Raw genomic sequence first — 13,034 nt, forward strand, 5'->3', positions numbered from 1 at the left:
CTAAAGCAGCAGGTAGCTAGGTAGCAGGTCCCACGCGCACCCGCCCCCCGTCAGACCCCCAGCTCCGCCGCGATCCGCCCCGAGCGCACCGCGCTCAGCAGGTCGGCGTGGTCGGCCTCCGTGCGGTCGGCGTAGGCGACGGCGAACGCGGCTATCGCCGTGTCCAGCTCGTCGTTCTTGCCGCAGTAGCCGGCGATCAGGCGCGGGTCGGCGCTGTGGGAGTGGGCGCGGGCGAGCAGGGCGCCGGTCATGCGCGCGTAGTCGTCGATCTGGTCGGCCGCCAGCGCCGCCGGGTCCACGCTTCCCTTGCGGTTGCGGAACTGCCGCACCTGATAGGGCCGCCCCTCGACCGTCGTCCAGCCCAGCAGGCTGTCGCTGACCACCTGCATCCGTTTCTGGCCGAGCACGACCCGCTTGCCCTCGTGCTCGGTGTCGGGCACCTCGAAGCCGGCCGTCTCCAGATGCGGCACCAGCGCCGACGGGCGGGCCTCCTTCACCTGGAGCACCAGCGGCTTGCCCCGGTGGTCCAGGAGCAGGACGACGTAGGAGCGCGTGCCCACGCTGCCCGTGCCGACGACACGGAACGCCACGTCGTGCACCGCGTGCCGGGCCAGCAGCGGGAGGCGGTCCTCGGGCAGCGTGGTGAGGTACTGCTCCAGGGAGGCGGCCACGGCCCTCGCCTCCTCGTCCGGGACTCGGCGCAGCACCGGCGGTGCGTCGACGAACCGGCGCCCGCCGTCCGCCGTCGCCTCGGTGGACTTGGCGGCGAAGCGGCCGCTGGTGTTGGCGCGGGCCTTCTCCGCGACCCGCTCCAGCGTGCCGAGAAGGTCGTGGGCGTCGGTGTGGGAGACCAGCTCCTCGTCGGCGATGGCGTTCCACGCGTCCAGCGCGGGAAGCTTCGACAGCAGGCGCATGGTGCGGCGGTAGGCGCCCACCGCGTCGTAGGCCGCCTCCTGGCACACGGCCTCGTCCGCGCCGGCCTCCCGGCCTGCGAGCACCAGCGAGGCGGCGAGCCGCTTGAGGTCCCACTCCCAGGGGCCGTGCACGGTCTCGTCGAAGTCGTTGAGGTCGATGACCAGGCGGCCGCGTGCGTCGCCGTACAGGCCGAAGTTGGCGGCGTGGGCGTCGCCGCATATCTGGGCGCGGATCCTGGTGATGGGCGTGCGGGCCAGGTCGTAGGCCATGAGGCCGGCCGAGCCGCGCAGGAAGGCGAACGGCGTCGCCGCCATCCGGCCCACACGTATCGGGGTGAGCTCGGGCAGCCGGCCACGGCCGGACTCCTCGACGGCGGTCACCGCATCGGGGCGGGACGCGTCCAGCTCGAGCCTGGCGTGGGCGCTGCGCGGCACCACCCGGCGCAGGGCCTTGCCGTCCGCCTTGGGCGACCCCGGGGCCGGCCACTCGGCGAAGCCCGGCACGCGCGGCAGCCGCCGCCCGGCGCCGGGGCTCCCATCGGCACCCGAGGCGGACTCGTCCGCCTTCGGTCCGCCCTGCCGCCCCACCGTGCGCGTCCCCTCCACCCCGGCAACGACCTCGCTCACAGCAACCGCCTCCCCCGTCCGCAGGTCAGGTCCGTCCGCGCTTCACGGCGAAGCGTCGGAATCTTCGATCGATGGAGACCGTACAACCGGCAACGGAACGGCGTCAGACCCTGTGGACAACTCAGCAGTTGTGGAAAACCCAGCGGATCCGGCGAGACGCGCCCGGCGAACACCGCCGACAGCCCCACCCCGCCTCCGCACCCGGCGAACACCGCCAGCGGACCCCCAACCCGCCTCCGCAATCAACGAATACCGCGGGCGGGCCGCCTTCCCGACCTCCGCAATCAACGAATACCGCAGGCGGGCCCCCTTCCCGACCTCCGCAAGCCGCTACCCGGCCTCCGCGACCGGCTCCATCCGCCCCTGCGCCACCAGCCCGGCCGCGCGGTTCTCCGCGATGTCCAGCCGCGCCAGCACAGCAGGCACCGCGATCCCCGGCAGCAGGTGATGGAAGAGAATCACCACCCGGCGTTCCAGATCCTCCCGCTGGCAGCGCAGCTGGGACAGCAGCTGCACCCCCGAGAAGCTGGCCACCAGCAGTTCCGCCGTCTCCGCCGGGTCGACGTGCGGCAGCAGCTCGCCGCCGGCCTTCGCCTCGTTCAGCAGGCGCTCGGTCTGGTCGATCCACATGCCGAAGGCCGGGGTGCGGTCCAGGCCCAGCGCGCCCTGGTCCAGGGCGAGTCCGACGCTGGCCCGCACCAGCGGCTCGGTCCGCAGTCGCAGCGCCAGCACCAGACCGGAGTCCACCAGCTCCTGCAGTTTGCTGGGCTGCGGCGGCAGGGAGACCGCCAGCTGCTCCTCGAAGATGCCGAGCGCCAGCTCTTCCTTCGACCCGAAGTGGAAGTACAGCGCCCCCTTGGTCACACCGGCCCGTTCCAGGATCTCCCCGATGGTCGCCGAGGTGTAGCCGCGTTCGTCGAAGACGGCCGCCGCCGCCTCCAGGATGGTCCGCCGTGTTCGGATCGCGCGCTCCTGTCGCGCCATCGGGTGCCTCCTGATCTCCGTGGATCTCTGCTCTCGCGCCGTCGATCGCATAGACCGCCGCGAGGTCGTGCTGCCTCATCGTGGCGCCATTGCGGTGCGGTGATGCCCGTGCTGCGTTCCGCTGGCGCTCTGCGGGCGCGGCGTGGGTGCGCTCGTCCGTCGCTCGTCCCGGCGAAGTGGATCACCCTTGGAAAAAAACCGTCCCGTCCGTATCTTAGTTCGACGTCCACCGGTGCCAGCTCGTAGATCCCGGGGGTTCCCGCATGCCGAAGAAACGCGCCTCGAGCGCGCCCAGGGAGGATCAGACCGGACAGCAGGGCATGGCCGCAAACGCGGCAGGCGGAGACGGTGGAACCAGCACTCGCATCACCCCCGAACTCGCCCACCGGCCCCGCGCATCGGACGTCTTCCCGGCCGAATGGACCCGGCTCTCCGACACCCGCTTCCGGGTGACCGCCCACTGGCCCGACGACCACCCGTTCTTCGGCCCCGTCGACGACCGCCACCAGGATCCGATGATCGTGGGCGAGACCATACGCCAGACCTCCCTGGCCCTGGCGCACGCGGCGTTCGACGTCCCAGCGGACACCCATTTCGTCATGTGGGACCTGGATGTCGCCACGGACCCGCAGGCCCTGCGCCGGGCGGACGCGGCCGAGCCGGTCACGGTGGACGTCGTCTGCTCCGAGATACGCCGCCGGGGCCGCGGCCTGAGCAGCATGCGGACGACGATGGAGTTCCGTCGCGCGGGCCGCCTGGTCGCACGCGGCACCGGCAGCACGGGCTGCACCTCACCGGCCGCCTACCGCCGCCTGCGCGGCGACCGGTTGGCCGCGCGGGAGAAACCCGTACCGCTCCCGCCCGCGGTCTCCCCCGACGAGGCCGGCCGCACCCACGACCAGGACGTCGTCCTCGCCCCGCTCGATGCACCCCAGCCGCATCGCGCCGCACACCACGGCGGCCGAACCGCCACCTGGCTGCTGCGCGTCAACACCGCCCACCCGGTCCTTTTCCCCCGCCCCAACGACCACGTCCCCGGCATGGTTCTGTTCGAGGCGGCCCGTCAGGCGGCCACCGCGGCCACCGGCAAGCGCCCCTTCCTCCCCAGTGACATGTCGGCCTCCTTCAACCACTACGCCGAACTGCACAGCCCCTGCCTGATCGAGGCCGAGGTCCTCGAGAAGGGCGAGGACGAGACCACGGTCCGCGTCCACGGCCACCAGGACAACCAGACCGTCTTCACCGCGGTCCTCACCTCCGGCGCCTCCCGACTCGCCGACCCCGGCCCCGGACCCGGAGCGCAGCCGCAGCGATGACCGTGCATCTCCTCGTCACCGGCGCAACCGGCTTCATCGGCAGCCGAGTCGCCGCCGCGGCCCACCGCCGCCCAGACGTACGCGTCAGCCTCCTGACCCGCCACGCCGCACCCGTCCCCACCACGGCACAAACCACGACCACGACCACGACCACGGCCATGGCCACGGCCACAACCACGGCCACCCCGGCCACCGTCCCCGGCGACCTCGCCGACCCCCGCTCCCTGCACGGCAGTTGCACCGGCGTCGACGTCCTCGTCCACTGCGGCTCCCTCATCACGGGCACCCCGGAAGCCGTCGCAGCGGTCAACGACCAAGGAACCAAAGCACTGATGGAGGAGGCGGTACGCGCGGGTGTCCGCCGCGTCGTCTACGTGAGCACGGCCGCCGTCCACGGCAGAGGACCCTTCCGCGGCGTACGCCCCGGCGAGGCACCGATCGCCCCGGCCTCCGCCACCAGCGCCACCCGTGCCGCGGCCGAACGGCACGTCCTCGACGCGGGCGGCCTGGTCCTGCGCCCCCACCTGGTCTACGGCACCGGAGACCGCTGGGTGATCCCCGGACTGGTGGGCCTGCTACGGGAGTTGTCGGCCACGCTCACCGACTGCGCGACGCTGCACTCGATGATCGACGTCGACACCCTGGGCCGCGCGGTCGTCGCCGCGGCCCTCTCCTCGTCCCTCGCCCCCGGCTCCCACTACGTCAACCACCCGGACCCGGTCACCGCGACGGACCTGCTCGCCGCCGTCGCCACCCAGGTCGAGCGCCCACCGGCCGGAGCCGCCATCGACGTCCCCACCGCCCGCACCCGCGCCGCCGGCTCACCCATGGCCCGGCACCACCTCGGCATGCTCACCGTGGACCACTGGTTCACCGACGACGACTTCTGGAAGTCAGTGGACTGCTCCCCGGGCAAGGGCTTCCCCCGCTCCTTCCCCCAGGCAGCCCCCTGGTACCGCTCCTACCTGGCCAGCCGCTGACGACGCCACGACCACACGCGCACAAGCCACACGCGCACAAGCCACACGCGCACAAGCCACACGCGCGCCGGCCGCACGCCCACAAACCGCACACGCACAAACCGTCCGCGCGGTATGGCGGCGCGCACCATACCGCGGCAACGCGGACCTCAGTCAACTTCGCCGAAGTGATGTTCCGGCGCGGCCAGTTCCCCGTCGACCTGCCGCACTTCCCCGGCCTCGAGGCGGTCGGCACCGTCCGCGCGGTCGGCGACGGCGTCACCGGCTTCCGTATCGGCGACCGCGTGGCCGCTCTCACCCTGGGCGGCGGCGGAAACGCCGAGGTGGTCGCCGTGGGCGCGGAGCACGCCGTGCGCCTGGACGGCCCGCTAGCCGGCCTGGACAGCGCCCTCGCGGCCGGCGCCCTGTGCAACGTCACCACCGCGATCGGGGTGCTCACCTCCGCCGGGCGGCTCGCCGAGGGCGAGAGCGTGGTCGTCCTCGCCGCGGCGGCCGGCGTCGGCACGGCGGCCGCCCAGCTGGCCCGGACGCTGGGCGCGGCCACGGTCATCGGCGTGACCAGCAGCCCCGCCAAGGCCGGGTACGCCCGCGGCTTCGGCTACGACAGCGTGGTCTCCTACGACGACCTGGAGCGCGAGGTGGCCGAGCGGACCGGCGGCGCCGGTCGTGCCGACCTGGTCCTGGACTCGGTCGGCGGCGCATTCCGCTCGTCCGTGACCGGACTGCTCGCACCCTTCGGCCGGCATGTCATCTTCGGCAACGCGGCGGCCGAGGACGTCACCTTCGAGGGCAACCACCCCTGGTACACCAGCACGTCGCTGGCCGGCTACAACCTCGGCGGCGTAGCCGGACGTGCCCCGCACCTCCTCCGCGCCCACCTGGAGCAGGCGCTGGCGAAGGTCGCCGACGGCACGGTCCGCGTGGACGTCCGGCTCCTGCCGCTCAACGACGTCGCCCACGCCCACGAACTGCTGGAGACCCGCGCCTCGACCGGCAAGTACGTACTCGACGTGCACGCCTGACCGCCACGGCTTCCCCCGCGTCAACGCCCTTACAGATTAGGCCACTTCAGAAGTCGGCAAGGATCTCCTCCCCCGAGGAGTCCACAACGGACGGCGCACGCCTCCAGCCTGGAGATCCTGGTGATCAGCGAGCCGGAGGACCGGCTCGCCACGGTGCACAGCCGCCGGGGGGTGACACCCCTGCGACACCCTGAGAGCTTCCTCACACAGGGCTCCTCAGACAGAGAGAGGCCGGGAGAGCCAGCGCCGGAGATGAACGTCACAGCTACCGGTAACAGGGCTAACAGAGGGCACCCAGGGCAAACAGAACCGGGCGGCATCGCCATGCGATGCCGCCCGTTGCCTACTGGCCTGGTGCGCGAGGGGGGAGTTGAACCCCCACGCCCTTGCGGGCACTGGAACCTGAATCCAGCGCGTCTGCCTATTCCGCCACCCGCGCATCTGGGTGTGTGTCCTCGGGCTCCGTCCTGTGCGGTCGGCGCCTTCCGACACCCAGAACATTAGCACGCTGGTCGGGGTGGATTCACATCCCTTCCCCGGCCCCCGCACCCGCCGCCTCTGAGCAGCGCCGCTGCCCACCAGCCCCGCGGGGCACCCGCCGGCGCGCACCCCGTCCCGCCCGCCCGGTACGCCCCCCGGCTCACCCGCCGCCGGGAAACGCCGAGAACGCCCACCGGGAACGCCGGGGGCGCCGTACACCGCCCCGCCCGCGCCCACGCTGCCAGGCGCCCGCAACCGCGCCCTGCCGCGGCGAGCGCCGCCCGCCGCGCCCATGTCGCGGCGAGAACTGTTTCTCGTATCAACCTCGTACCGGTACCCCCGGGTCTCCCCAGGAGCGGACGGAGTCCTCAGCCGGGTGCGGGACACTGGTTTGCGTCCACCTCTACGATCCATGGCAGGACGACACCCGCGAAGCACGGCCCGCAGGAGTTCGAAGGAGAGCCCGGCAGGGAACTTCGTCAGGCGTCTCCACCGGTCGGCCCGGCGGACAGGGGGAACCAGCCGATCGACCGGCGCGTGGATACGATCAGCAAGCAGTACCAAGCAGTACCGGGTGAGCGGTGCACAAAGCGGTGCACGGCACGCACACGGGGCAGTAGACAGGACGGCAGCGACGGAGGAGGTGCCCCATGGGAGTCCTGAAGAAGTTCGAGCAGCGTCTCGAAGGTCTGGTCAACGGCACCTTCGCCAAGGTGTTCAAGTCCGAGGTGCAGCCCGTGGAGATCGCGGGCGCGCTTCAGCGCGAGTGCGACAACAACGCGACCATCTGGAACCGCGACCGCACCGTCGTCCCCAATGACTTCATCGTCGAGCTGAGCACCCCCGACTACGAGCGGCTCAGCCCCTACTCGGGCCAGCTCGGCGACGAGCTCGCCGGCATGGTCCGCGACTACGCCAAGCAGCAGCGCTACACCTTCATGGGCCCCATCAAGGTGCACCTGGAGAAGGCGGACGACCTCGACACCGGCCTGTACCGGGTGCGCAGCCGCACGCTCGCCGCGTCCACCAGCCAGGCCGCCCCGGGAGCCGGTGCCCCCGGCGGCTACGGCTACCCGCCCGCCGGCCCCGCGGCCGCCCCCGGCGCCCCCCTGGGAGCTCCGCCCATGCCGCCCTCGCCGCCCCCCGGCGGCCGGCCGGGCGGTTACGGCTACCCGCAGCCCGCGGCTCCCGGACGGCCCCCCGCCGCGCCGCCCACCGGACGCACCCGCTACTGGATCGAGATCAACGGCACCCGCCACCAGATCTCCCGCGCGTCCCTCGTGCTGGGCCGCAGCACCGACGCCGACGTGCGGATCGACGACCCCGGCGTGAGCCGCCGGCACTGCGAGATCCGTACCGGTATGCCCTCGACGATCACGGATCTCGGCTCCACCAACGGGATCGTGGTGGACGGACAGCACACCACCCGCGCTACGCTCCGCGACGGCTCGCGGATCGTCGTGGGCAGCACCACCGTTATCTATAGGCAAGCCGAAGGGTGAAGCGGGGGCAATGTCAGAGCTGACCCTCACGGTCATGCGGCTGGGATTCCTGGCCGTACTGTGGCTGTTCGTGATCGTGGCCGTGCAGGTCATCCGGAGCGACCTGTTCGGTACGCGGGTCACCCAGCGCGGCGCGCGCCGGGACGGCCGTGCCCAGCAGGCGGCGCGTCAGGCGCCGCCGCAGCAGCGCCAGCAGTCCGGCGGCGGCCGCCGCGGCCGGAACGCCCCCACCAAGCTGGTCGTGACCGAGGGCACGCTCACCGGCACCACCGTGGCGCTCCAGGGGCAGACCATCACCCTGGGCCGCGCGCACGACAGCACCATCGTGCTGGACGACGACTACGCCTCCAGCCGCCATGCCAGGATCTACCCGGACCGCGACGGCCAGTGGATCGTCGAGGACCTGGGCTCCACGAACGGCACCTATCTGGACCGGACCCGGCTGACGACCCCCACACCGATTCCGCTGGGCGCGCCGATCCGCATCGGCAAGACCGTCATCGAGCTGCGGAAGTAGTACGAGAATGAGCGAGCGGAGCGAGCACGCAGTGGTGGGCCCCACCCCGGGCCCCGGCGCGCTCCCGACCGGAGGGTGGGCAGTGTGGCTCGACACGACCGGGTGTACCCGGAGCCGACAGGCGAGGTGCGCATGAGTCTCTCCCTGCGTTTCGCCGCCGGATCACACAAGGGCATGATCCGGGAGGGCAACGAGGACTCCGGTTACGCCGGTCCCCGGCTGCTCGCGATCGCCGACGGCATGGGTGGCGCGGCGGCCGGTGAGGTCGCCTCCTCGGAGGCCATCTCCACCATCGTCTCCCTCGACGACGACGTCCCCGGCTCCGACCTGCTCACCTCCCTGGGCAGCGCCGTCCAGCGGGCCAACGACCAGCTGCGCATGATGGTCGAGGAGGACCCGCAGCTGGAGGGCATGGGCACCACGCTCACCGCCCTGCTGTGGACCGGGCAGCGGCTCGGCATGGTGCACGTCGGCGACTCCCGCGCCTATCTGCTGCGCGACGGCGTCCTGACCCAGATCACCCAGGACCACACCTGGGTGCAGCGGCTGGTCGACGAGGGCCGCATCACCGAGGAGGAGGCGACCACGCACCCGCAGCGGTCGCTGCTCATGCGGGCCCTCGGCAGCGGCGAGCACGTCGAGCCGGACCTGTCCATCCGCGAGGTCCGGGCCGGCGACCGGTACCTGATCTGCTCCGACGGCCTGTCCAGCGTCGTCTCCCACCAGACCCTGGAAGACACCCTGGCCAGCTACCAGGGCCCCCAGGAGACCGTGCAGAACCTGATCGAGCTGGCGCTGCGCGGCGGCGGGCCCGACAACATCACGGTGATCGTCGCCGACGTCCTCGACCTGGACACCGGGGACACCCTGGCCGGGCAGCTGTCCGACACCCCGGTCGTGGTGGGCGCCGTCGCCGAGAACCAGCACCAGCTGCACCACGACGGGATCATGCAGACCCCGGCCGGCCGCGCCGCCGGCCTCGGCCGCCATCGCGGCCAGGGCGGCGGGGGCGAGTTCGGCCCGCCCGGCAGCGGCGACGTCACGGGCTACGTCCCCACCGACGGCTTCGGCTACTCCGACGAGGACTTCGTCAAGCCCAGGAAGCGCACATGGCTCAAACGCTCGCTGTACGGCCTGCTGGCGCTCGCCGTCCTCGGCGGCGGTGCCTACGGCGGCTGGCGCTGGACGCAGACGCAGTACTACGTCGGCGTCAACGACGAGCATGTCGCCCTGTACCGGGGCATCAGCCAGGACCTGGCCTGGCTCTCGCTGTCCGAGGTGGTCAAGGACCACCCCGAGATCGAACTCAAGTACCTGCCGCCCTACCAGCAGAAACTGGTGGAGGCGACGATCGCCGAGGGCGACCTGAAGGGCGCCCAGGCGAAGATCGAGGAACTGTCCGTGCAGGCCTCCGCGTGCAAGAAGCAGGCCGAGCGGCGCGCCGCCGAGAGCGAGAACAACGCGAAGACCGGTGAGGGCGAGGCAGGAGGCACCACGGGAACCACTCCCGCCTCCTTCGCGTCCAAAGCCTCGCCGACGCCGAACCCCTCCGGTTCGACGAAGGCTCCGCAGAAGTCCACGCCCCCGTCCACGACCGCACCCACTCCCAGCCCCGGCCCCAACCTCTCGGAGGAAGAGCAGAAGGTCGTCTCGCTGTGCGGTAAGCAGTAGGCAAGCCGTGAGAGGCCCTGTCACACGATGAGCAGTACTTCCAACCCGTCGACCCAGCACACGTCCACGATCGGCGCGATCGGCGCCCCGAGCCGCCGTAACACCGAGCTGGCCCTGCTGGTCTTCGCCGTCGTCATCCCGGTCTTCGCCTACGCCAACGTCGGCCTGGCCCTCGACGGCTCCGTCCCGTCCGGCCTGCTGGCGTACGGGCTGGGGCTCGGGCTGCTGGCGGGAGTGGGGCACGTGGCGGTGCGGAAGTTCGCACCGTACGCGGACCCGCTGCTGCTGCCGCTGGCGACGCTGCTCAACGGCATCGGCCTGGTCGTCATCTGGCGGCTGGACCAGTCCGAGCGGCTTCAGGCGAGCCGCACGTTCGTGGAGGCGGCCCCACGGCAGCTGCTGTACTCGGCGATGGGCCTCGCCCTGCTGGTGGGCGTGCTGGCCTTCCTGAAGGACCACCGCGTCCTGCAGCGCTACACATACATCTCCATGGCCGGGGCGCTGTTCCTGCTGATCCTGCCGCTGGTGCCCGGGCTCGGCGCGGACATCTACGGCGCCAAGATCTGGATCAAGATCCCGGGTCTCGGCACCCTCCAGCCCGGTGAGTTCGCCAAGATCGTCCTCGCGGTGTTCTTCGCCGGCTACCTCATGGTGAAGCGGGACGCCCTGGCCCTGGCCAGCCGCCGCTTCATGGGCCTGTACCTGCCGCGCGGGCGCGACCTCGGCCCGATCCTGGTCGTCTGGGCGCTGTCGATCCTCATCCTGGTCTTCGAGACCGACCTCGGTACGTCCCTGCTGTTCTTCGGGATGTTCGTGATCATGCTGTACGTCGCCACCGAGCGGACCAGCTGGATCGTCTTCGGTCTGCTGATGTCCGCGGCCGGCGCCGTCGGCGTGGCGAGCTTCGAGCCGCACATCCAGACCCGTGTGCAGGCCTGGCTCGACCCGATGCGCGAGTACGAGCTCTCCCGCGCAGCCGTCCAGGACGGCATCATCCACTCCGAGCAGGCCGCACAGGCCCTGTGGGCCTTCGGCTCCGGAGGCACCCTCGGCACCGGCCTCGGGCAGGGCAACTCCGACCTCATCGGCTTCGCCGCCAACTCCGACTTCATCCTCGCCACCTTCGGCGAGGAGCTGGGCCTGGCCGGCGTCATGGCGATCCTGCTGCTCTACGCCTTGATCATCGAGCGCGGCGTCCGCACCTCGCTCGCCGCCCGCGACCCGTTCGGCAAGCTGCTGGCCGTCGGCCTGTCCGGCGCCTTCGCGCTCCAGGTCTTCGTGGTGGCCGGCGGTGTGATGGGTCTCATCCCGCTGACCGGTATGACGCTGCCGTTCGTGGCCTACGGCGGTTCGTCGGTGATCGCCAACTGGGCGCTGATCGGCATCCTGCTGCGGATCAGCGACACCGCCCGCCGCCCGGCCCCCACTCCCGCCGCCAACCCCGACGCCGAGATGACCCAGGTGGTCCGACCGTGAACAAGCCCCTGCGCCGGATCGCGATCTTCTGCGGCCTTCTGATGCTCGCCCTGCTCATCCGCGACAACTGGCTGCAGTACGCCCAGGCGGACAAGCTGAGGACCGACGACCGCAACCGCCGCGTCGCCATAGAGCGCTACGCCTCCCCGCGCGGCGACATCATCGTCGGCGGTGAGGCCATCACCGGCTCCAAGGAGACCTCCGGCAGCGACTACAAGTACAAGCGCACCTACAAGGACGGCCCGATGTGGGCGCCGGTCACCGGGTACGCCTCCCAGGCCTTCGGGGCCACCCAGCTGGAGAGCATCGAGGACGGCATCCTCACCGGCAACGACGACCGGCTGTTCTTCCGCAACACGCTCGACATGCTGACCGGCAAGAAGAAGCAGGGCGGCAATGTCGTCACCACCCTCAACGCCGCCGCGCAGAAGGCCGCCTACAACGGCCTGAAGCGGCAGGGCGGCAAGGGCGCGGTGGTCGCCCTGGAGCCGTCCACCGGCAAGATCCTGGCGCTGGCGTCCTTCCCGTCGTACGACCCGTCGTCGTTCGCCGGGAACTCCACGACCACGGACACCAAGGCCTGGCAGAAGCTGCAGAAGAAGAACAACCCCGACGACCCGATGCTGAACCGGGCGCTGCGCGAGGTCTACCCGCCCGGCTCCACGTTCAAGGTCGTCACCGCCGCCGCGGCGCTGGAGAACGGCCTCTACACCGACCCCGAGGAGCCGACCGAGACGCCGCTGCCGTGGATCATGCCGGGCACCACGACCGAGCTGAAGAACGAGGGCAACATCCCCTGCAAGAACGCCTCCCTGCGCGACGCGCTGAAGGTGTCCTGCAACACCGTCTTCGGCAAGATCGGCTCCGATCTCGGCAACGACAAGATGCTCGAGATGGCCAAGAAGTTCGGCTTCACCGAGGAGCAGTTCACCCCGGTCCGCGCCACCGCCTCGGTGTTCTCGGACGACATGAACCAGTCGCAGACCGCCCTGTCCTCCATCGGCCAGTTCAACACCGCCGCGACCCCGCTGCAGATGGCCATGGTCGCCTCCGCGGTCGCCAACGACGGCGTGCTGATGAAGCCGTACATGGTCGACATGCTCCAGGCCCGCGACGTCGAGCCGATCGAGCGGACCGACCCGGAGGAGTACAGCCGTCCGCTGTCCGCGGACAACGCGCAGAAGCTCCAGTCGATGATGGAGACCGTCGTCAAGGACGGCACCGGCCGCAACGCGCAGATTCCCGGCGTCACCGTCGGCGGCAAGACCGGTACCGCCCAGCACGGTGAGAACAACAGCAAGAACCCGTACGCCTGGTTCATCTCCTACGCCAAGACCTCGGACGGCGAGTCCCCCGTGGCCGTCGCCGTGGTGATCGAGGACGAGGACGCCGTGCGTGACGACATCTCCGGTGGCGGCCTGGCCGCACCGATCGCCAGGGACGTGATGGAGGCGGTCATCAAGGGCAAGCAGTGACTCCGGTCACGTCTGCTTCACATCGATGCACGTTGCGGTACCGGTCCTGTATCGGGTGACGCACTTGGCC

10 protein-coding genes and 1 tRNA gene are annotated in these 13,034 nt (G+C 71.2%); 8 read left to right on the forward strand and 3 right to left on the reverse strand.

Annotated features, from left to right (window positions below):
- Positions 1-50: 50 nt before the first annotated feature.
- Both ABD198_RS09745 and ABD198_RS09750 read right to left on the reverse strand, forming a co-directional pair.
- Positions 51-1,541: a DUF2252 domain-containing protein gene (locus tag ABD198_RS09745; protein ID WP_343999405.1), complete on the reverse strand. Its 1,491-nt coding sequence runs from the start codon at positions 1,539-1,541 to the stop codon at positions 51-53.
- 330 nt (positions 1,542-1,871) lie between these two features.
- On the reverse strand, positions 1,872-2,525 hold the full coding sequence (locus ABD198_RS09750; protein WP_343999407.1) for a ScbR family autoregulator-binding transcription factor: 654 nt from the start codon (positions 2,523-2,525) through the stop codon (positions 1,872-1,874).
- A gap of 320 nt (positions 2,526-2,845) precedes the next feature.
- Here ABD198_RS09750 and ABD198_RS09755 point away from each other — a divergent pair, with 320 nt between their 5' ends.
- From ABD198_RS09755 to ABD198_RS09765, 3 genes are read left to right on the forward strand one after another with little or no spacing between them, the layout of a single operon-like run.
- Positions 2,846-3,841 (forward strand): ScbA/BarX family gamma-butyrolactone biosynthesis protein, encoded by a 996-nt coding sequence (locus tag ABD198_RS09755; RefSeq protein WP_343999409.1) that lies wholly within the window; start codon positions 2,846-2,848, stop codon positions 3,839-3,841.
- Positions 3,838-4,821, forward strand: a complete 984-nt coding sequence (locus ABD198_RS09760) for an NAD-dependent epimerase/dehydratase family protein (RefSeq protein WP_343999412.1) — start codon at positions 3,838-3,840, stop codon at positions 4,819-4,821. Before ABD198_RS09755 ends, ABD198_RS09760 begins: the two co-directional genes overlap by 4 nt.
- Positions 4,818-5,843 (forward strand): quinone oxidoreductase family protein, encoded by a 1,026-nt coding sequence (locus ABD198_RS09765; protein WP_343999551.1) that lies wholly within the window; start codon positions 4,818-4,820, stop codon positions 5,841-5,843. The genes ABD198_RS09760 and ABD198_RS09765 overlap by 4 nt, the downstream gene beginning before the upstream one ends.
- Before the next feature lie 352 nt (positions 5,844-6,195).
- Here ABD198_RS09765 and ABD198_RS09770 read toward each other — a convergent pair.
- Positions 6,196-6,282: transfer RNA gene (locus tag ABD198_RS09770), tRNA-Leu, on the reverse strand.
- 691 nt (positions 6,283-6,973) lie between these two features.
- Between ABD198_RS09770 and ABD198_RS09775 the strand changes: the two genes are divergently transcribed.
- The 5 genes from ABD198_RS09775 to ABD198_RS09795 all read left to right on the forward strand — a co-directional run bounded on the left by ABD198_RS09775 (position 6,974) and on the right by ABD198_RS09795 (position 12,964).
- Complete coding sequence (locus tag ABD198_RS09775; RefSeq protein ID WP_343999413.1) at positions 6,974-7,825, forward strand: FHA domain-containing protein; 852 nt, start codon at positions 6,974-6,976, stop codon at positions 7,823-7,825.
- A gap of 10 nt (positions 7,826-7,835) precedes the next feature.
- Positions 7,836-8,342, forward strand: a complete 507-nt coding sequence (locus tag ABD198_RS09780) for an FHA domain-containing protein FhaB/FipA (protein ID WP_167995022.1) — start codon at positions 7,836-7,838, stop codon at positions 8,340-8,342.
- A 132-nt stretch (positions 8,343-8,474) separates the two neighbouring features.
- Positions 8,475-10,013 (forward strand): Stp1/IreP family PP2C-type Ser/Thr phosphatase, encoded by a 1,539-nt coding sequence (locus tag ABD198_RS09785; protein WP_343999416.1) that lies wholly within the window; start codon positions 8,475-8,477, stop codon positions 10,011-10,013.
- Positions 10,014-10,040: 27 nt separating this feature from the next.
- Entirely contained in the window at positions 10,041-11,489 is a 1,449-nt protein-coding gene (locus tag ABD198_RS09790) for an FtsW/RodA/SpoVE family cell cycle protein (protein ID WP_343999417.1), read from the forward strand.
- Complete coding sequence (locus ABD198_RS09795; protein WP_343999419.1) at positions 11,486-12,964, forward strand: peptidoglycan D,D-transpeptidase FtsI family protein; 1,479 nt, start codon at positions 11,486-11,488, stop codon at positions 12,962-12,964. Before ABD198_RS09790 ends, ABD198_RS09795 begins: the two co-directional genes overlap by 4 nt.
- The last annotated feature ends 70 nt before the right edge of the window (positions 12,965-13,034 follow it).

The sequence above is a fragment of the Streptomyces thermocarboxydovorans genome (genome assembly GCF_039524635.1).
Taxonomy (GTDB): Bacteria; Actinomycetota; Actinomycetes; order Streptomycetales; family Streptomycetaceae; genus Streptomyces; species Streptomyces thermocarboxydovorans.